Here is an 18,695-nt window from a genome sequence, read left to right on the forward strand (position 1 = left end):
TCATTTACCCCGCATTCATTGCGATACCTAACGGCGTCACTAACAGTGGCTCCACCGACGGAACCACGTTTTTGCCGGTGTACTTGCTGAACACCGCGGCAAACTGGCTGAAGCTACTGGCGCCGCCCACCAGATAGATATTTTTCACCCGCTGCGTGGTGAGCCATCCCGATACCAGGCTGGCCATTTTTTGCGCCACCGGCAGCACCAGGGTAAAGACCTGCGCTTCCAGCGCCGGATCTTTTTTCATCGCTTCCGCCTCGGCATATTCCAGGTCGAGCGCCCCCGCGATAACCAGCGTCATATGGCTGCCACCAGTGGGTTCATCGGCGCTAAAGGTCACTTTGCCACTTTTTAAAATGCTCATTCCGGTAGTTCCGCCTCCGACATCCACCACCGCACCGTTTTTAATATTCAGCGCGCTGGCGGCCGCCACCGGCTCATCGAGCACGTTAGTGACGGTAAAGCCCGCCGACTCCACAACGTTAACGATCACCTTTGTGTTGCCGTCGGAAATGCCCGGCGGAATGGCGGTTGCCGCGCGATCGAGGGTGCGGCCCAGCCTTTCTTCGAGAAGGCTTTTCAGTCGCGATACGACCCGGCTGGCGGTGAGGTAATCCACCACCACGCCGTCTTTCACTACGCTGGAGGGGTAGGTCACTCCTGCCACCGGCTGGTTATCTTCATCCACCACCACTATCGCGATATTGGCCGTACCGAGATCCACCCCCACCTTCAACGCACCGGTGCAGGGCCGACATTCACCGCTGTCAATCAGGGCAGCCAGGGCGTGCAATCGGCGGTTTTCGGGGTTGTCAGCCATGACGCACATCCTGTTTGATACCGCGCACCCTGTCGCCATTGCGCAGACCGAAACCGTTGGCCTCTTCCACATCAATATGCAGTTCCAGCACCGCATCCGCCGTGACGCGCACCACCACGTGGCTCAGCACGCCGCCGCGTGGGCCGTTGGTCTGAACGTCGATTTCCATCCCGTCGCGCAGGCCATGCAGCTCGGCTTCCTGAGGTGAAATGTGGATATGCCGCCAGGCGACGATCATGCCGTTGTGCTTCACCACTCGCCCTTTCGGGCCGATGATGTCAATTCCCGGCGAATCCAGTAGATCGCCTGACATCCGCACCGGCGCCTGGGCACCCAGCGCAAAACCATCGGCGACGGAGATCTCCACCTGGGTGGTATTACGCAACGGGCCTAATACCCGCACTTTGCTCAGCTCGCCTTTCGGGCCGCGCAGCGTCACCATCTCTTCGGCCGCATACTGCCCGGGCTGTTTGACGGCTTTAAAACGGGTTAGCGTGGAGCCGTAGCCAAACAGGATGTCCATATCTTCCCGGCACAAGTGAACGTGGCGGTTAGACACGCCCACCGGAATATCCAGCGCAACGGGTGCGGCGACGGGCGCAGCCGGGCTTTTAGCGGCGGCGAGTTCCTGAAGGATTTGCTGAGTGATCCATTCAGCTTGTTGTTCGGTGTAATTCATAACGGAAACGACCTGGTTATTGGGTTATCGCGTGGTTACTGAGCGTCTGTTCATCAGGATAGGGAGTCACGACGCCCGATATTTGTTGATCAACAGGACTTTTTTGCCCGCTTCATGCGAGCAGGACAAATGTCTCCCGTTAGCCCGTCACCTGATCAAGCAGCGCTTCAACGTCCCGGGCGTTAGCAGACCGTGGGTTCGACGCGGTGCATCCATCGGCCAGCGCGGAACTCACCAGTGCCGCTCGCAGCGCGCTGATTTTCGCCCGGTCAATGCCCAACTCGCTCAGCGTGGCGGGAATACCGAAATGGCGGTTAATCTGACGGATAGCCTGCGTCATCTGCGTGATAGCCTGCCCGGGAGCGGCATGCTCGATCCCCATGATCTGCGCGCAGCGGTGGTAGCGATCGCGGGTGTGTGCAGCGACCTGCTGGCTGTTGAAGTCGATCACAATCGGCAGCAGCATGGCGTTAATTTTGCCGTGGGGAATATGCAGCATGCCGCCAATGGCATGGGCCATGCCGTGGACCAGCCCCAGCCCGGCGGCGTTAAATGCCATCCCGGCCATGCAGGAGGCATTGTGCATATGGGTACGCGCCACAATGTCTTTTTCATCGTTAAACACCTGCGGCAAGTAGCGCCAGGTAAGCGCGATGGCCTTTTCCGCCAGCGCATCGCTAAAGTCGTTCGCGCCAGTGGCGACAAACGCTTCGATGGCATGGGTCAGCACATCCATACCGGTATCCACCGCCACATGGCGCGGCACTGTTAATACCAGGTTCGGATCGAGAATGGCGATATCCGGCACCAGATGTCCGGAGATCAGCGGATATTTACGCCCGTTATGCGGATCGGAAACGATCGCATAGGCGGTCACTTCCGATCCGGAGCCGCTGGTGGTGGGAATGGCGATGAGTTCGATGTGATGATCGGTAAAATACTCTTCCAGCGTCACTTTGATCCCTTTCGCCGCATCCAGCGAGGAACCGCCGCCGAGAGCAATAATCACGTCAGGTTTAAAGGTTTTAAAACGTGCCGCTCCCGCGATCAGAATATCAATATCGGGATCGGGTTTGACCTCGCCAAAAATAGAGACTGATGCCTGGGGCATGTAATCAATCAAATAACGGGTTTTACCTGATGTCACCATAAAATCGTCGGTGACAATCGCGACGCGTTTATCATTAAACTGGCTCAGCGAGGTGATCGCCTCTTCGCCAAAATAGATCTGAGGACAGGAAAAAGAACAACTGGCCATGTGTTGCAACCCTTATCTGGATACCGGCATGGTAAGCAGTAATAAACAATGGGGGTAAACTAACATGGCACTATTTTTGAGAGGCTAAGCATGTTTGTGCAGGTGGAGGATTATTTTGCGCGATTGTTTTACCTTGGGCAAAAAAGTCCTCAAGGGGTAATGAAACCAGCCCAGCGGGATAAAAACAGGACGGCAGTGGCGGGAAGCGGTGCAGTGACCAGATGATGAGTAACGCTTTCGTCAAATTCGAGTTAAGACAAGGTGGGATAGTAGCCATAAGGTAGCCTCCATTGAGTTGTTCAGGTTCCTGCGCCCGGTTGCAGTTTCTCCTGCAACGCCCTCACCCTACGCCTCTCCCCAATCCGTCAAAAGTAGAATCCTTCTCCCGTTTTCATCTCTCCCTGCAAAAACGAATCGTCATTTTTTGTAAAATGAAATAGCGTTTTAGATATCTTCATCACAATTTGCTTTTCGGAAGTTGTTAAGATACACGCCCATACAGACAGTAAGGTTTTTGTGCAGATAACTAACAGGTGTGAGAAACGAGGAGCATGTATTAGCGCTTTTATTTAAAACCAACACACGGATTTAACATTTTATTATTACAGCGCCAACAAAATAACTAGCGTGATTACGCTGGTGGCATTCGCTCGGCCTGATAATTTTTTATTAACTATTTTGATATCTCTTAAATACGGAAAACTATCGTGGATTACATTATTAAAATACTTGGCACGCCCGCGATTATCGTCGCGTTCATTGCTTTTTTAGGCTTGGCGCTACAAAGAAGTAGCCTCACCGACATTATTAAAGGCACCCTCCTCGCCTTTATTGGTTTTGTATTAATTAAAACCGGCGGGAGTATTCTCGGCGGCGTATTAACCATGTTCAGCGATATCTTTACTAATGCGTTTGGCTTGCGTGGGGTCGTGCCCAGCAACGAAGCGATTATGGCGCTGACCATCGACACGCTGGGCCGACCGGCAGCGTTCATCCTGTTCTTCGCGATGATCATTAACGTGCTGCTGGCCCGCTACACCCGCTTTAAATCTATTTACCTGTCGCTGCACCTGATCGTCTTTATGGCCTTCTCGGTGACCGCCGCCCTGGTGGGATTAGGTTATAGCGAGCAGTTCGCTATTATTTTCGGCTCGCTGGTCATCGGCACGTATATGGCGGTATTCCCGACTATCCTGTCACGCTTTAGCCGTAAAATTATCGGCCATAACGATTACTGTATCGCCCACGCCGCCTCCAGCTCCTATATTATCGGCTCGTATCTCGGAAAATGGTTTGGTGATACCTCGGTCAACGTCGAAGAGGTGAAAGTCAGCGGTAAATTCAGCTTCCTGAAAAACCCGGACGTGGCGACCTTTATTACCATGTTCTTCCTGCTGGGGATCTCCTCCATCTTTGCGGAAGAAGCCTTCCTTAACAACGTGCTGGCGAATAAACCTTACTTTGTCTGGCTGCTGGAGAAATCCGCTACCTTCGCGGGCGGGTTATATATCGCCAAAAAAGGCGTGGTGATGTTCACCGAAGAGATCGTCCCGGCTTTCAAAGGCTTCTCGCAGGTCGTGGCGCCGGGTTCTGTTCCGGCCGTGGATCCGATGGTGCTGTTCGACAAGTCACCGAACGCGGTACTGGTTGGGTTCCTGGTGAGCTTTGTGGCGGAACTGTGCTGCGTGGCGATCTTCCCGTTTATCGGTCTGCCGATCATTATCCCGGGCATTATGGCGAGCTTTATTACCGGCGGTAGCGCGGCGATCTTTGGTAATGCAACCGGTGGGTTCCGTGGGGCGGTACTGGCGAGCTTCGTGAATGGCCTGCTGCTGTGCTTCCTGCCGGCGCTGGTTCTGCCGCTGTTTAATCACCTGGGCGTGACGGCGGTAACCTTTGCCGATCCGGACTTCACCTTCCTGTCGGCGATTATCAAATACACCTTCGGTCTGGCGCATTAATCCTGCTACCGGCCCGTAATCGGGCCGGTTTTTACTGCATTTATTTCGCCAGCGACACCAGCATCTTCAGGCTCGCAGAGTAGTAATCCTCCTGAGCCGTAATCTGCGGATCGCCCACCGGGAGCTGCCCCATCGCCAAATCACGCACCGCCAGCAGACCGCCTTCCATCATATAGGGCGCCGGATCGCTGGTGGTGACATTCACCCATGCAGGCGTCTGGTTACGGGCAAAGCGTCCCCAGTAAGCGGTATACGGGGCCATCAGCGGGCTGGAGGCATTCGCCCACTTGATATACAGCGGCACGCGGATCGCATCGTAGCTAAAGCGCGCCGGCCACTCTTTTGCAGGGGTCACGTGACCGTCGGCGTAGAGAGAAACCCAGTCCGCCGGCAGCTGGGTATTGCCGAAGCGCATTTTCACCAGCAGCTTCTGCCCGTCATTGATCAGGTCACGCCACACCGTCAGATGGCTGCGTTTCGCAAAGTCTTCCCAGGCCGGGAAGATGAAATAGGACGGGTTAAGATTCACATAGCTGTTGAGATTAAACCCTTTCGCGCCGGGCAGCATTACGCGGTAACCGGCAAAGCTGATCACGTTGCGGGCCAGCAGCGATTTGGTAATGGCATCCGAGGCGTTCAGATAGTTGCTGTCGTTCCACTGGGTCCCCGCTTTTAACAGCGCCCAGGCGATAAAGGTATCGCCATCGGTGGCATTGTTTTTATCCATAATCGGATCGGCCGCTACCGGGTTAAAGCGCCAGTAAAACAGGCCCGTCTGCGGGTTTTGCAGATTCTTTTTCGTCCAGTTCCAGATTTTGTCAAAACCGGCGCGATCGTTGTTACGCACCGCCATCATCATGGCGAAGCCCTGCCCCTCAGTGTGGCTCACACTGTTGTTGCCGGTATCAATGATGCGACCGTCCGCCATCAAAAATCGCGCTTTGTAGCTGTCCCAGGCGGGGCCGGCAAAGGCCTGATGACTTAATATCAGCCCCAGCACCAGAACCAGGGTTTTACTTCGCTGCCACATGGCCGATCCTTATTGATTATTTTGATATCTGAAATGGATAACCGTAGCCGAGGGGGATGCCTCCCGCCACAGCGATACGTGTGATTTTCCGCCCTGCTCGCGCAGCCAGCGGGCGTATAGCCCCTCCAGCACCGCGCTGAAGGCGTGGTTCCACGCCATCTGCTTCGCCTCTTCAGGCGGAACCGGCAATGCCGTATGCGCGATGCGGATCGCCGTGTCGCTGGCATCGATATCGATATAGCCCCAGTTAAAGGCCGCGAGCCGGGCGTTGATCTGCGCTTCGAGCTCGCCCACGGTATGGGCCAGCGCCAGCGGGAAGCGTTCGCCCAGCGAGTCGCCCATCTGCACGAGGAACGAGCGGCTCTGCGCTTCGCCGACGTTGGCTACCATACTCTCAATCATCACGTGGATCAGCGAAAACCAACCGGACTGCGTCTGTTGATTCTGGTAATACTGCAAAAGCTGTTGGTCATTCATTACTTATTCCCCAGAAGGTAGCGGAAGTAGAGGCTCGCGGTACTTTCGTTGTAATCACCAAAGGTGTCATAACCCACCTGCCCGCCGATGGTCATGTCTTTATTCAGTTTGTAGTCCGTCGACGCGCGCAGCGTGTACCCCAGACCGTTCTCGCTGTTGCCTTTGTAGAACGCCTCTTTGGCAAAGCCGCGAGCCACGTAATCTTCCAGCTGATTCTGCATAGCTTTATCCGTCGGGAAGTACGGACTCTCATCCTGGGAGTAGGACTGATAGCCCACCGAGGCTCCCAGCCCCAGCTTCCAGCTGTCGAACTTCTGGGTGTAATCCACCGGGAAGGAGACGCTGATATAATCCTGCGGACTGAAATACCCCCCCTGACCGTAGCTGAAGTAACTCAGGTTCTTGTCGAAGTTCATGTAGTTCATGTTGATGCCGGCTTTTAACTCGCGATCGGCAGCATAGTACGGACGGAAGTAGACCCCCGCCGAGCCGTTGACGCTGGTATTGCTCGGGACGTTTTCCCCGATGTAGTCATACACGCCAAACCCGGCGTAGAAGCCCGCATCGGTATTGTCATAGCTCAGCTGGGCGCTGCCGCCGTTTTTGGTAACCTGGCCCCACTTCTTGCCGCTGTACTTGTCTTCCACCCCAACATACGAGAGCAGGCTGTCCACCACCGCGCGACGCTCGCCGGTCAGCACCAGCTTGAGGTAATCCGTCAGCTGCGGCGACCACTGCACGCCCCCCACCAGGGTATTCAGATCCTGGCCCAGCGGCGTGGATCCAACATCAATTTTGTACTGCTCGCCGGTAAGCGCCATCGCCACTTCGACGCCCTGCGCACTTTGCGAGCCCTGCGACGGCACCTTGATTTTGTCGATATTCGGCAGCTCAGGCGGCGTGGTCGTGGAGGCGTCATACAGCTCTTCGGCCACCATACCCTGGATCAGCGCCCCGGTACCAAACCGGCGGCTGGATTCATCAGACGAGGTGCCGGCATCGAGGCTGATCGGCGTGACGTTAACATCCAGACGCGAATCGCCGAACGGCACGGTGGACCACTGCAGCGGTGCCTTGATCTCCGTCAGCTTGCTCAGCCCCTCTTCACCGTCACGCGCGCGCAGGGAGGTTGAACCCCGCGCCCAGGTGGCGGTTTTGTCGACCAGCATCTCCATCATGTTATCCACCTGCCGCAGCGTCCCGGCCTGGGCGGTTTCCACCGGCAGATCGGTGCGCACGGTGCCCGGCGGTGCGGTCTGTGGATTACGAGCCAGCTGCGCCACCTGCCACGGCATCGCCTGGCCGTAGAGTGACGTAGAATCTGTCACTGCGCCCGTGCCGGACGTCCCGACAAACGGGTTGTCGGCCAGCGCCAGGCCACCCAACATTGGCGCCGTTTCGCCGTTGTTGTTCTGCAGGCCGAGCAGTTTGCCGCGCGCGGTGCGCAGGTAGCTCATCGCCTGCTGATGATTGCCCTGGGCTTCGGAGACCCGGGCCAGCAGCAGTAAGCGTTCCGGAGTGCTGTCGTTGGTCAGCCCGGCGGAAAGCTGCTTCGCTTTATCCACGTTGTTGCTGGCCAGCGCCACGTCGATCGCCCCGGCGCGCGCATCCTGCTGCGGCGTATCGCGGGTCATCAGGTAGTCGTAAACCACCCCCGCCTCTTTGTTCATCTTCCCGGACTGATAGACGCGCGCCATGGCAAACATCAGATCGGTGTTCTGCGGATCGTTTTGCATGGCGCGGATCAGCTTGTCGTAGGCCGCCGCGTAGTTGCCCTGCACGCGCAGACGATCGGCCTCGTTGATCACGTAGCCATTGCGAATGCTCGCCAACTGGGTCGGGGTACTGCGCGACTGCAGCTCCGGGCTGGCAAGCCAGGCCTGCGCTTCGCTGCCCAGGCCGGCCTGGTTCAGAACCGCAACCTGATCGGCATAATCCCCGGCGTTACCCTGCACGCCGCGGCGCATGTTGTCATGCACCACGCTCACCGCGGTGGTGACATCGCCACTCTGGGCCAGCATTCGCGCCAGCTTGCCGGCATCGGCCGGGCTTTGCGGCGGTCGTGCCGCCAGCGCTTTCAGGGTGTTGGCTGCCGCGGTCCGGTCGCCCTGGGCCAGATAGCGTTCGGCGACGTCCATCTGCAGGTTGTAATTGACCCGCCGGGACAGCTCGCGCATATCGCCGTTCTGGCTCGAGGCCGGAATGCGTGACAGCAACGTTTGCGACTGCTGCCAGGCGTTGTTTTCGCTGGCGAACAGGGCGGCGGCATAGAGTTCACTGTTGCTGGCGTTCGGGCGGAACGCCGGCGTCATGACGTTGGCCGCCTCCGCGCTGCGCCCCTGCTTCTGCAGCAGACGGGCTAAATCCAGACGCAGCCAGGGATCGGACGGATACTGCGCCGTGCCCTGCTGTAACAGGGCGATAGCGCGCTGCGGACGCCGCTGGACACGGCCTGCTGGGCCTGACGACGGAGCGGATCGGTCGGGTTGCCCCCGGAGACGCGCGGCTGCAATTTTGCCTGCAGGCTGCCGGGAAGGGTCTGCAACATCGCCTGGGCTTCGGCGGTTTTGTTCTGCTCGCGCAGGACGTAGTAGAGGTTTTCCCGCGCCGAGCCGTTATTCGGCTGCTCGGTCAGCAGGCCGCGCAGGGTTTGTTCTGCCGCGGTGTAATCTTTGTTATGCCGCTGGACGTCGGCACGGAACAGCTTTGCCGCCGCGCCCTGCTCGCCGCTGCGCTGGGTCAGAGGAGCGCTCAGGGCCAGCGCCTGGCTGACGTTACCCTGCTTGTAGGCCGCCTGCGCCTGTGCCAGCTGGCCGTAGAATTCAGCGTCCTGCGCCTGCTGCTTACGCTCGTCAGAAGCGGTGCCGCCGAGGCTGGCCGCGCGACTCAGATACTGCGCGCCTGCGGCGTAGTCACCCTTGCGCAGGGCCACGTAGCCCATCCCGGCCAGCGCATCGGCATCTTCCGGGTTGGTCTTCAGCACCTGCTCAAACTGGCTGCGGGCGGTATCGGTATTGCCGCTGTTCAGCGCCACATAGCCTTCGCCCTTTGCCGCTCCGCCGATGCTCTTGCGATAGTAATCCTGCACGGTGGTATCGTTCGGATGACGCTGGAGGTACGTCTGGTAATACGCTTCGTCGCCCGCCTGCGGCCCGAGCCACAGCAGGGCCTGACGCAGCGATTTATCCGCATCCTGACTGCCGCTGGCCAGATCCTGCAGGATGTTCATCCCCTCGCGACGGGAGCTTTCCTGATAGGTCAGCACTTTGCCCAGCGCAACTTTGACGTTGTTATCCTGCGGATACTGCACCCGCAGCTGACGCAGCTCGCTTACCGCCTGCGAATAGAGGGATTTATCCCCCGCCATGGTCAGATAGTATTCCGGAGCCAGGCTCGGTGGCGGCTGACTGCCGGTGAACAGGGTCTGCCAGGTGGTCAGCGCGGCGGGAATGTTGCCGCTGCGCGCCTGCTGACGGGCCAGCTCCAGCTGCCCACGCGGCACCTGCTGCATCTGTTTGGCGTTATCCAGCGCCTGCAAATTCGCATCCTGCGGCGAGATCGCCTTTAAGCGCTCGCGCCACTGGGCCGCCCCTTTGATGTCACCGGCCTGCTGCGACCACAGGGCCATCAGGTACAATGCCTGGGTGTTGTTGGCATCCACCATCAGCACTTTTTTCAGCGATTCCATCGCCAGGTTATCGTGAGATTTTTCGTGCCAGTAGTTCGCCTGGTCGAATAACGCTTTCAGCGCCGGGTTATTGGCGGATTGCGCGGCGTCCGCCGCCTGGGCACCCTGGATGCCCCCGATCGCCAGCCCGCTGAACAGGCAAAGCACAGGCAGATGTCCGGCGGTTTTGTTTTTATTTTCCATAGTGTTACCACCCTTACTCACGATCTGAATCCTGTGGGTTAAGACGTTTGTGCGCGCGTTTTTTCAGTAACGAGTAGAGGCTCAGGCCAATAATCGTCGCGAACAGCAGTCCAAAAATCGCCAGCATGGCGGAGTGCTGCGTGGCATACCACACCACCATCATGTACCAGGGCATCTGGCCGCTCGGGAACTGCGGGCCAACGCGGAAGCTGCGCACGCCGTTCTCATCGGTGATGATCGCCGTATCGCCGCGGATCCCGGCATTGATGCGGGCGGAGTTGAGGTCGGTATGCAGACGGGAGAGTTGTTCGTCGTTGCTGCCGATCGCCATCACCACCAGACGTTCCGGGTTCCACTGAGAGCGGAAGCTGACAAAGCCGCGCCAGGACTCGTTCGACGAGAAGTAGCGGTCAGCATCAACCCCCGACGCGTTCCAGTCGCCCTCCAGCCAGCTCTGCACTTTTTCCAGCAGCTTAGGCTCGCGCACGCCAAAGGTGTGCTCGTTACTGACAAACGGCGACTGGGCCAGCAGGGCGCGGTTAAAGGCGGTTTGATCCAGAGAGGAGACCGCCAGCACGTCGCTTTCGCTCAGGCGCAGCAGGTTCGCCCCGCCGGACGGCAGACCAAAGATCACGCGGTTATTGTTCAGCGCGGTGCCGGTAGCGTTACCGGAACGGGCAGAGAGATCCAGCAGGGTGCCGATCTCGCTTTCACTCGGGTTCTCCGGCAGCAACAGCACCGTCTGCGAGAAGTCCGCCAGGCGGGTGAACGGGAACGACGCACCGACGAAGTAAGAGAGATTAGGCAGCAGCGTGAAGTGGCGTGTTTTGCTCAGGTCGATGCTGGAGTCTTCGTCAATACGGCTCTTGATGTTGTTATTGAGCAGCACGCTGCATGGCGCGGCCTCTTTGGTCTCAATATTGAAATAGAGCTGCAGCTGGTTGTCACCGTAGATCAGGTACGGCTCCAGCGGCATATTAATATGCTCCTGGCGCGCATCGCCGCCGAGCTTATGCCACAGGCTTTCGAGCAGCCCCTGTTTATTGACCGGCAGGTTACGCAGGAAGGCGCCGTTGAAGGTCATCGACAGGTACGAACGCTGCTCGTCAATCCAGCTCTCGGACGGGAACCGATAGGAAATTTTCAGTGGAATGGTGTCGCCATCCCACATAAACAGGTCGGGGGCGGCACGGAATGCCAGGGACAGCGATTCGTGCCAGATGCCGGTCACCGTCAGGCTCTGATCCTTACGCATCAGCTCGCTCAGGAGCACCGGGCGATCGGTGGCGATCCAGCGCGGCGCATCATAGGGTTTGCTGAGCGGGATGTTCTGCGCCTCAACCGGCAGGCTGGTGGTTTGGGCGTGGAACTGCCCACGCGTCAGACGCCACGCGGCGCTTCTCAACTGTTGCTCGTTATTGCCCACCACCAGCAGCAGCTTGTAGATCGGGTTAACGGGGTTATCGACCACCTGCAGCGTGGCCCCGTTCGAGGCCGGCAGCGTTAACCCACCGATAGACTCACCCGGTTTACCCAACAGGATGCCGTTTTTTTCCGGCAGCTGGTCATGTAGCGCATCAAAGGAAATACCGCGATAGTCTGCTTCGATGCCCAGCCAGGAGGCGATCAGCGCCGCCGCCCCTACCTGCTCCGGTAGGGTTTTGCCCGGAAACGCGAAGGTCAGCCGGGTGGGGGTCATCTGCATTTCATCGAGGAACGGGCGCGGGAAGTGACTCAGATCCGCACCGATATTCAGCTGCTGCGCCTCCAGATCCAGCCGGGTATTCGGCATGATGGTGACCTGGTAGCTGTCCGACAGATCGCGCTGGCACAGCAGCGCATCGCCGTCATTGATTTTGAAGCTAATGTTGTTGCGTGACACCACCATCGCCGCCGGAATATCCAGCTGATAGTTCGAGACATTGCTGTCGGCGGAGCCCAGCGGCACCGTCCCCAGCGGTTGGCCGTTGAGCATCAGCTGCAGAGTGGTGTTGCGTGCCGCCATCGCCGGGGAGACCTTCAGGTTCAGCTCCAGCTGGGCGTTGGTGATCACCTGATCTGCCGAGAGGGTAAAATCGATCCCGCCCTGCAGCTGGCCGCCGCTCAACACCACGCCGTTTGGCTGTCCCATCTGGGCAACGGTGATGCTGCTGGTGGTGCCAGGAGTGATGCCCATCGGTGCCGGCATCGCAGGCGCGGCATCCGGCGTCGGAACAGCCTCCGTCACCGGCGGGGTCTGGAAGGCTGGCAGGGTATCGGGAGCAGGCAGGGCCGCCGGAACCGCTTCGTCCGCAGCAGGCGCGGCATCAGCAGAGGGCTGCGCGGCGTCCGTTACCGGCGGCGGGAGATCCACCGGCAGCAGCGATTCGACCGTGGTCGGCTCTTCCGCCGTGACCGGCTGCACCAGCACGCCGAACATCAGCACCAACTGTAGCGCTTTACGGGTCATCCCTTTCATACAGCGGTATCCTCGTTGGCTTTATTCCTGCGGCGTGCGTCCTCATGACTGCGACGACGCTTATCACGACGGTCTTTCCAGGTCAGCCAGAACAGATCGAATACGCTGCGAATAATGATCAACAAGGAGCGGAACGGGTTGTCCTGCTGTTTTGGCGGGTTGATCCACGCATCGGCGCGCGCCAGTACCACCCGCACCAGTTCGCGGCGGCGGTCCAGCGGGATCTCGGCAAACATCAGGCGAATATACTGCTCATCGTGCGCAATCACGCTGACCGGAATACTGATGGCCCCGGACTGCAGCTGCAGCTCAATCTCTTCGATTTCATCGGTCAGGTGACGATCGTCCACGACCGCAATACGGCAGCCGCCCATGGATAAATCCAGGGTATGGCTACGCGAGGAGATCCCGCTGGCGTAGTGGATCACCACCGGCACGTTGGCATCGATACGGATAGTTTTACGCGTCTGGCGGGTTTCCCGCGCCACGGCAATGGCCGCCAGCAGGAAGATCAGGCTGTAGAGGCCCCAGCCGACGTTGAGAGCGATAACCATCGGATCCACGCTGAAGTAGTCGTGGGCGACGGCGCGCACAATCCCGGCAATGACCCCTGCCGCCAGCAGGAGCGCAATGATCAGGTGCGGGCGGACAATACTGAAATCGAAGTAGCCCACATCCAGCAGGGCGCCTTTATCCGTCACGTTGAACTTGCCGCGCTTCGGGAAGATGAGGGTAATCACCGTCGGCAACACCAGATGGAAAGCCAGCACCAGGTCGTAAATCTCCCCCCAGAAGCTGTAGCGGAAACGCCCGTTGACCCGCGAGTTCACATAAATACAGAGGAACAGGTGCGGCAACATGTAGGCGAAAATCAGGCTCGCCGAGGAGTGGATAATGTTCAGGTTAAACAGCAGGTAAGCCAGCGGGGCGGTGAGGAACGCCACGCGCGGCAGAGCAAACTGGAACGACAGCATGGCGTTCAGATAGCAAAGACGCTGCTGCCACTTCAGGCCGCGGCCAAACAGGGGGTTATCGACACGCAGGATCTGCGTCATGCCGCGCGCCCAGCGGGTACGCTGAATGACGTGCACCACCAGACGCTCGGTCGCCAGCCCTGCCGCCAGGGGGATATCGAGATAGGCCGACTTCCAGCCCAGACGCTGCATCTTCAGCGCGGTGTGGGCATCTTCGGTCACGGTCTCCACCGCAAAGCCGCCAATCTCCTCTAACGCGCTGCGACGGATCACCGCGCAGGAGCCGCAGAAGAAGGTGGCATTCCAGTTATCATTACCGCGCTGGATCTGCCCGTAGAACAGCTGGCCTTCATTAGGGATATCGCGGCCTGCGGAAAGGTTACGCTCGAACGGATCCGGCGAGTAGAAGTAGTGCGGGGTCTGCATCAGCGCCAGTTTAGGATCGATCAGGAAGGCCCCGACCGTCGCCTGCAGGAAGATACGCGTCGCCACGTGGTCGCAGTCAAAGACGCAGATCAGCTCGCCTTTTGTGAGCTTCATGGCGTGGTTGAGGTTACCGGCTTTGGCGTGGGAGTTATCGTTACGCGTGATGTACCCTACCCCGACGTTGGCGGCAAACACCGCAAACTCGCTGCGTTTACCGTCATCCAGTAGATAGATCTTGAGCTTGTCTGCCGGGTAATCGAGACACTGCGCCGCCAGTACGGTATCGCGCACCACCTCCAGGCTTTCGTTGTATGACGGAATATAGATATCCACCGTCGGCCACTGCGCCATATCATCGGGTAGCGGCACAATCTTGCGCTGGAGAGGAAACAGGTTTTGCAGGTAACTTAAAATAATAATTACCCAGATGTAGAGCTCGGCAAGAAATAACCCGATGCCCAGTATGGTTTCTATTTCGGAATTAAAGTGCAGCGTCTGCGTGGCGCGGAACCAGATATATCGGGTGGACATTAATACCGCCACCACCATCATGATTATCGATATACGATGATGTTTACTAAAGCCCAGCAGGAATAGTACCCCGATAGTGATTAGACCGAAGATATACTGCTTCTGGCTATCCATTGGGGTGATAATAATTAATACGGCGATGGGTGCTAAGACCAATAGCAGTAGATAAAACAGCGCCTTTTTCATAGGACGTCCTGAAATTGTCGTCAGAAACTGGAGGTTCTCAGGCTGGCGTGCACGGCGCCGTCACCGACCTGGATACCCAAAATACCCGCGATACGCTTACTCACCAGCTCGATATCAAACGCAGCCGCCGAGGTGGCGCTGAAATCCAGTATCGATTGCTGTGAGGCATTGGCCTCAGGCACGCTTTCATCCCGGTTGATCACACCAAGCAGGCGGTCACCGAGGCGTTGCTGTAAGAAGGCGGTGACGTCACGGCTGATATGGCGCCGGTTGTCACTCTGGTTAACCAGGAAATAGTATCCGGCCTTGTTCTCTGGCGGTTCGCCGCCGGTCAGCCGGTGATTTTCGATGTGGGGCAGCAGAGACAATGATGCGGTGTCGGCCAGCAGGGTCACCAGATGCAGATCGGCCAGCGGAGAGATCGCCTTCAGCGCCGGGTTCGGCCCTGGAGGGAAATCGGCCAGGATGATCAGCCCCGGGTAGTTCAGCAGGGAGCTTAAGCCTCGCGCCAGGAAGTTGCTGTCGCTGGTCAGATTATGCTCAAAGATCAGGCGCTGTTCTTCCGTCACTTCGCCATAGGGCAGGACGAACATATTGCTGCCCGCCGTCAGCACCGACTGGCTCCAGTCTGCCGACTCATTGGCACGCGCAACGTAGCCGCGCCCGTCAGACAAGGGCACGCCAAAATGCAGACGCAGCGCGTTCTGTACATCGAAGTCAATGGCCAGAACTTTATTGCCGGAACGTGCCAGAGCATAAGCGAGGTTGGCCGTGACCGTGGTTTTCCCTACTCCGCCTTTTGGCGAGCAAATACACACTAACGGCATGAAGCGATTTTCTCCAGGAGCGGTTGTAACGGAAGATCTTTCACCGGATGGCTGGCACGCCCGGACGTTTTAGTCGCGAACAGTTGCTCAAAGCGCACCGGCTCCGCCGGTTTCGGCGTGTTCACTGCCGCAGCAGGCACGGGTACAGATGCAGGTACCGGCGCCAGCGCGGGTGCTGAATGGAATGCGGATGGCGCCGCCGCAACAGGCGTCTCTTTCACGGCCGCGCGGGGGGCCGCCTCAGGGCGCAGCTGATCGAACAAAGAGGGTGACGCCGGATGAAGCTGCGTCTGCGCCTCTTTATCTGCGCTGCCGCTGGTTATGCTCTGCAGGATAGACGGGGCTGAACCGGCAGGCTCCGCCACGGGCGTCTTCGTCAGGCTGGCAAAAGCAGCATCCAGTTCGCCGGGCTTAATGGCCTGCGGCACGGGCACCGCAACGCTGCCAGCCTTAGCCAGCACTGCGTCACTGTCCACACCCGCCAGCTGGTTGATAATCGCCCAGCCGCTGCTTGATGCCTGTTTGTTTTGCGCTGACAGGTCCTTAAAGTGGATGTCACCGGTGCGCGTTTTATCCTTAAAACGCTGCAAATCATCATAATTTTTCATGGTATTACTCTTGATTCACAAGTCAGTATTTTTGTTTCCTGCATGACTTTGCCAGGGACAACAGTTTTATGGGATTACGAACATGTAAAGGGAGTGAAGGGTTAACAACTATCATCGCCCCGCCATCGCTGGCGCTAATATTTGTTTACCGAATATTCTAATGCATATTACGTAGAGCTAATACTATCTACAAGCTTATCGATAGATCACACATTTTCTCCACTTTTCCCCATTAACAACCTACAACGTAAACATAAAATGTTGTTTTATGTTACGCAATTGAAACATTTGACCAGAAAAATAGTGTAATTGCGGTTAAATACCGGAGAGTAACTATAAGCAGGATTTATGAAAAAACGCGAAAAGTCGTAGTACTGAAGGTGGGAGCCGCATAACCCTCATACCATTACCTGGCGCAAAATTAACGCATTCCCCCGTCGCGCCATTCATCAGACATGTGTATTATTCCCTGTTGTTTTCCTGACAACTATCCTTAACTCAAATACTTAAGCGCCAAAGCGAAAAGCATCATGAGCACACCGATCAAACGGCTGGAAATCATTAAAAATGCCATTGAACTGGAAGATGACGACATCATCGAGAGTCAGCTGGCACGGTTGAAAAGCGAAGCCTTTGACGAGGAGCTGCGGGCGATCGTCGTGGCGCTTGAGCAGAAAAACTACACCGGGGCGATGGCGGCCATTACCCATTGGCTGCAAAGCCAGCGTGCCGTGACAACGTGGCGCGATCCGCAGCTGGCCGCCAGCAAGCTGGAGCTGAAAGCGCTGGAAGAACGCCTGCGCGATCTGATCGACAGGCGTAACGCCCGCGTTCAGCAGCTGGATGAATTTAACGATATCTACCTCACCCGTCTCGGCCCGCTGATGAGCCAGATCCTCGCCCTGCGCAAAACCCTGGCGGAGCTTAATCTGCGGCGCCAGCAGGCGGAGGCGCGCCGCCGGGAGGCGGATTATCGCCGCTGCCAGCAGTACGTTGCTCAGGCGGTGGAGGTACTGACCACGCTGACCCGACACTGGCGCGATCTGCCCGCCGACTCGGTGCAGGCCGCCGCGGCGCGTAAGCATCTGCAACAGCAAAGCAACCTCATCGCCAACCTGCTGGCCGAAGCCCAGGAGCTGGAAACAGGCTTAACCCGCGAAGAGGAGCCCGCCCGTCAGGCGCGGGACGAAGCCAACGACGAGTATGAAAAATACCGCGAGCAGCAGCATGAAGCGGAGATCCGCCTGCGCAAGGGCAAGGATCTGTCGGAAGAGGATCAGAATGAGCTAAAACGGCTCTGGCGCCAGGCGAGCAAGCTCTGTCACCCGGATCTGGTGGCGGACGAGCTGAAGGAAGAGGCGAACGCCATGATGGTGCAGCTGAACCAGGCGAAGCAGCGTGGCGATGTAAAAACGATCCGCTCCCTGGTAGCCCGTCTGCATCAGGGGCTGGAGCCGCTGATGGCCAGCGACAGACTGAACGACCTGACGCGTATCCGCAAAAAGATGGCCCAGGTCCGGGAGCAGATCGACACCCTGTTGAGCGAGCTGGCGGAGCTGGAAAAAGAGGAGTCCTGGCTGCTGGTCTCCTCGCTGAGCAATATGGAAGCTTACTTTGCCCAGCAGGAGAAGGCCCTGCACGAGGTGCGCGCCTCGCTCGAACATCAGGTCAGCGAAGCGCAGCTCGACGACGTGGCCTGATTATTTGGCGTGCCAGTATGCGCTGGCACGCACCAGCTTCTGATCGATGGCGTCGGTTTCAAACAGGCGGCTCAGGTTTTTCACCACCTTCCCTTCCCCGGTCAGCCAGATAAAGTAATCTTCTGCCGGCACGCTGAGCGTCGCCAGACGATCCGCAACCGCCTGCTCGTTATGCCCCACCACCCAGCTGATGTTGAACTCGCTTAAGTGGGCCAGATAGTCCTGACAGGCGGCATCGGCAACGGTCACCACGGCGTGAACCTCCGGGCGCACCGGCAGCGCGCGCAGCGCCTCCAGACGGCGGCGCAGCGCGGGCATGCCCGACTCATCGCAGACGTACAGCTGCCAGGCGTAATCTTCCGGCACCACCAGCGAACCGCGCGGGCCGCCGATGGAGAGAGTGTCTCCCGGCTTCGCCTCTACCGCCCAGTTGCTTGCCACCCCACCGTCGTGGATGAAGAAATCGAGTGCCAGCTCGTGACGGGCCGCGTCATACAGCGGGGTGTAATCCCGCGCCTGCGGACGCACGCTATCACCCCAGTCCACGCCCTCGTCCGTTACCACCGGCGGCACAAAGGTCGTGCCCTTTTCCGGGAAAAAGACTTTGGAATGGTCGTCGAAGCCGCGGGAGCTGAAGCCCTCCAGCGCCTCGCCGCCTAACACGATGCGCTGAAAACCGGCGCTGACGCGCTCAACGCGGAGCACGTTCAGCTCGCGAAAGCGCAGGTCGTTACGGACACGTTGGGGGTAGCGGGATGTGGTCATAATTTGCCTTCGTGAAAGTGAAACAGATATATCGAAAATGAAAGTTAAATGATAATGATTGCTAATTAAACAGATTGCAAGAATTTTTTTGATATAGTCTGCGATCGCGTGCATTGATTCA

At 58.1% G+C, this 18,695-nt stretch carries 12 protein-coding genes and 1 pseudogene; 2 read left to right on the top strand and 11 right to left on the bottom strand.

Annotated elements, in window-relative coordinates:
* Positions 1-4: 4 nt before the first annotated feature.
* The 3 genes from eutJ to GNG27_RS20140 all read right to left on the bottom strand — a co-directional run bounded on the left by eutJ (position 5) and on the right by GNG27_RS20140 (position 2,760).
* Positions 5-823: an ethanolamine utilization protein EutJ gene (eutJ, locus tag GNG27_RS20130; RefSeq protein ID WP_142487161.1), complete on the bottom strand. Its 819-nt coding sequence runs from the start codon at positions 821-823 to the stop codon at positions 5-7.
* A complete protein-coding gene (locus GNG27_RS20135) occupies positions 816-1,502 on the bottom strand; it encodes a phosphate propanoyltransferase (RefSeq protein WP_156264677.1) in 687 nt (228 codons plus the stop codon). The genes eutJ and GNG27_RS20135 overlap by 8 nt, the downstream gene beginning before the upstream one ends.
* A 139-nt stretch (positions 1,503-1,641) precedes the next feature.
* On the bottom strand, positions 1,642-2,760 hold the full coding sequence (locus tag GNG27_RS20140; RefSeq protein ID WP_142487163.1) for a 1-propanol dehydrogenase PduQ: 1,119 nt from the start codon (positions 2,758-2,760) through the stop codon (positions 1,642-1,644).
* Between the two features lie 707 nt (positions 2,761-3,467).
* On the opposite strand from GNG27_RS20140, the gene GNG27_RS20145 reads away from it, so the two are divergent.
* Positions 3,468-4,721 (top strand): PTS ascorbate transporter subunit IIC, encoded by a 1,254-nt coding sequence (locus GNG27_RS20145; RefSeq protein ID WP_142487164.1) that lies wholly within the window; start codon positions 3,468-3,470, stop codon positions 4,719-4,721.
* 40 nt (positions 4,722-4,761) lie between these two features.
* On the opposite strand, the gene GNG27_RS20150 is transcribed toward GNG27_RS20145, so the two are convergent.
* From GNG27_RS20150 to bcsO, 7 genes and pseudogenes are all read right to left on the bottom strand, one after another.
* A complete protein-coding gene (locus GNG27_RS20150) occupies positions 4,762-5,751 on the bottom strand; it encodes a glycosyl hydrolase family 8 (RefSeq protein WP_156264678.1) in 990 nt (329 codons plus the stop codon).
* Positions 5,752-5,760: 9 nt separating this feature from the next.
* On the bottom strand, positions 5,761-6,228 hold the full coding sequence (bcsD, locus tag GNG27_RS20155) for a cellulose biosynthesis protein BcsD (protein WP_142487166.1): 468 nt from the start codon (positions 6,226-6,228) through the stop codon (positions 5,761-5,763).
* A pseudogene (locus tag GNG27_RS20160) lies at positions 6,228-10,099 on the bottom strand (cellulose synthase subunit BcsC-related outer membrane protein). Before GNG27_RS20160 ends, bcsD begins: the two are co-directional and overlap by 1 nt.
* 13 nt (positions 10,100-10,112) lie before the next feature.
* Positions 10,113-12,557 (bottom strand): cellulose biosynthesis cyclic di-GMP-binding regulatory protein BcsB, encoded by a 2,445-nt coding sequence (bcsB, locus tag GNG27_RS20165; protein ID WP_370462882.1) that lies wholly within the window; start codon positions 12,555-12,557, stop codon positions 10,113-10,115.
* Complete coding sequence (bcsA, locus tag GNG27_RS20170; protein ID WP_156264679.1) at positions 12,554-14,674, bottom strand: UDP-forming cellulose synthase catalytic subunit; 2,121 nt, start codon at positions 14,672-14,674, stop codon at positions 12,554-12,556. Before bcsA ends, bcsB begins: the two co-directional genes overlap by 4 nt.
* 20 nt (positions 14,675-14,694) lie before the next feature.
* The gene (bcsQ, locus tag GNG27_RS20175; protein ID WP_142487169.1) at positions 14,695-15,501 is read right to left on the bottom strand and encodes a cellulose biosynthesis protein BcsQ; all 807 of its coding nucleotides are present in this window, start codon (positions 15,499-15,501) and stop codon (positions 14,695-14,697) included.
* Positions 15,492-16,109: a cellulose biosynthesis protein BcsO gene (gene bcsO / locus GNG27_RS20180; RefSeq protein ID WP_156264680.1), complete on the bottom strand. Its 618-nt coding sequence runs from the start codon at positions 16,107-16,109 to the stop codon at positions 15,492-15,494. The genes bcsQ and bcsO overlap by 10 nt, the downstream gene beginning before the upstream one ends.
* Before the next feature lie 530 nt (positions 16,110-16,639).
* Here bcsO and GNG27_RS20185 point away from each other — a divergent pair.
* The gene (locus tag GNG27_RS20185; RefSeq protein WP_156264681.1) at positions 16,640-17,809 is read left to right on the top strand and encodes a DNA repair protein; all 1,170 of its coding nucleotides are present in this window, start codon (positions 16,640-16,642) and stop codon (positions 17,807-17,809) included.
* Here the strand turns inward: GNG27_RS20185 and GNG27_RS20190 are convergent, their stop codons facing one another.
* Positions 17,810-18,574 (bottom strand): siderophore-interacting protein, encoded by a 765-nt coding sequence (locus tag GNG27_RS20190; RefSeq protein WP_156264682.1) that lies wholly within the window; start codon positions 18,572-18,574, stop codon positions 17,810-17,812.
* Positions 18,575-18,695 lie beyond the last annotated feature (121 nt).

The sequence above is a fragment of the Leclercia sp. 119287 genome (genome assembly GCF_009734485.1).
Classification (GTDB): Bacteria; Pseudomonadota; Gammaproteobacteria; order Enterobacterales; family Enterobacteriaceae; genus Enterobacter; species Enterobacter adecarboxylatus_C.

Coding starts and splice junctions, on each gene's coding strand:
- eutJ (WP_142487161.1), bottom strand. CDS start 823: ATGGCTGACAACCCCGAAAACCGCCGATTGCACGCCCTGGCTGCCCTG.
- GNG27_RS20135 (WP_156264677.1), bottom strand. CDS start 1,502: ATGAATTACACCGAACAACAAGCTGAATGGATCACTCAGCAAATCCTT.
- GNG27_RS20140 (WP_142487163.1), bottom strand. CDS start 2,760: ATGGCCAGTTGTTCTTTTTCCTGTCCTCAGATCTATTTTGGCGAAGAG.
- GNG27_RS20150 (WP_156264678.1), bottom strand. CDS start 5,751: ATGTGGCAGCGAAGTAAAACCCTGGTTCTGGTGCTGGGGCTGATATTA.
- bcsD (WP_142487166.1), bottom strand. CDS start 6,228: ATGAATGACCAACAGCTTTTGCAGTATTACCAGAATCAACAGACGCAG.
- bcsB (WP_370462882.1), bottom strand. CDS start 12,557: ATGAAAGGGATGACCCGTAAAGCGCTACAGTTGGTGCTGATGTTCGGC.
- bcsA (WP_156264679.1), bottom strand. CDS start 14,674: ATGAAAAAGGCGCTGTTTTATCTACTGCTATTGGTCTTAGCACCCATC.
- bcsQ (WP_142487169.1), bottom strand. CDS start 15,501: ATGCCGTTAGTGTGTATTTGCTCGCCAAAAGGCGGAGTAGGGAAAACC.
- bcsO (WP_156264680.1), bottom strand. CDS start 16,109: ATGAAAAATTATGATGATTTGCAGCGTTTTAAGGATAAAACGCGCACC.
- GNG27_RS20185 (WP_156264681.1), top strand. CDS start 16,640: ATGAGCACACCGATCAAACGGCTGGAAATCATTAAAAATGCCATTGAA.
- GNG27_RS20190 (WP_156264682.1), bottom strand. CDS start 18,574: ATGACCACATCCCGCTACCCCCAACGTGTCCGTAACGACCTGCGCTTT.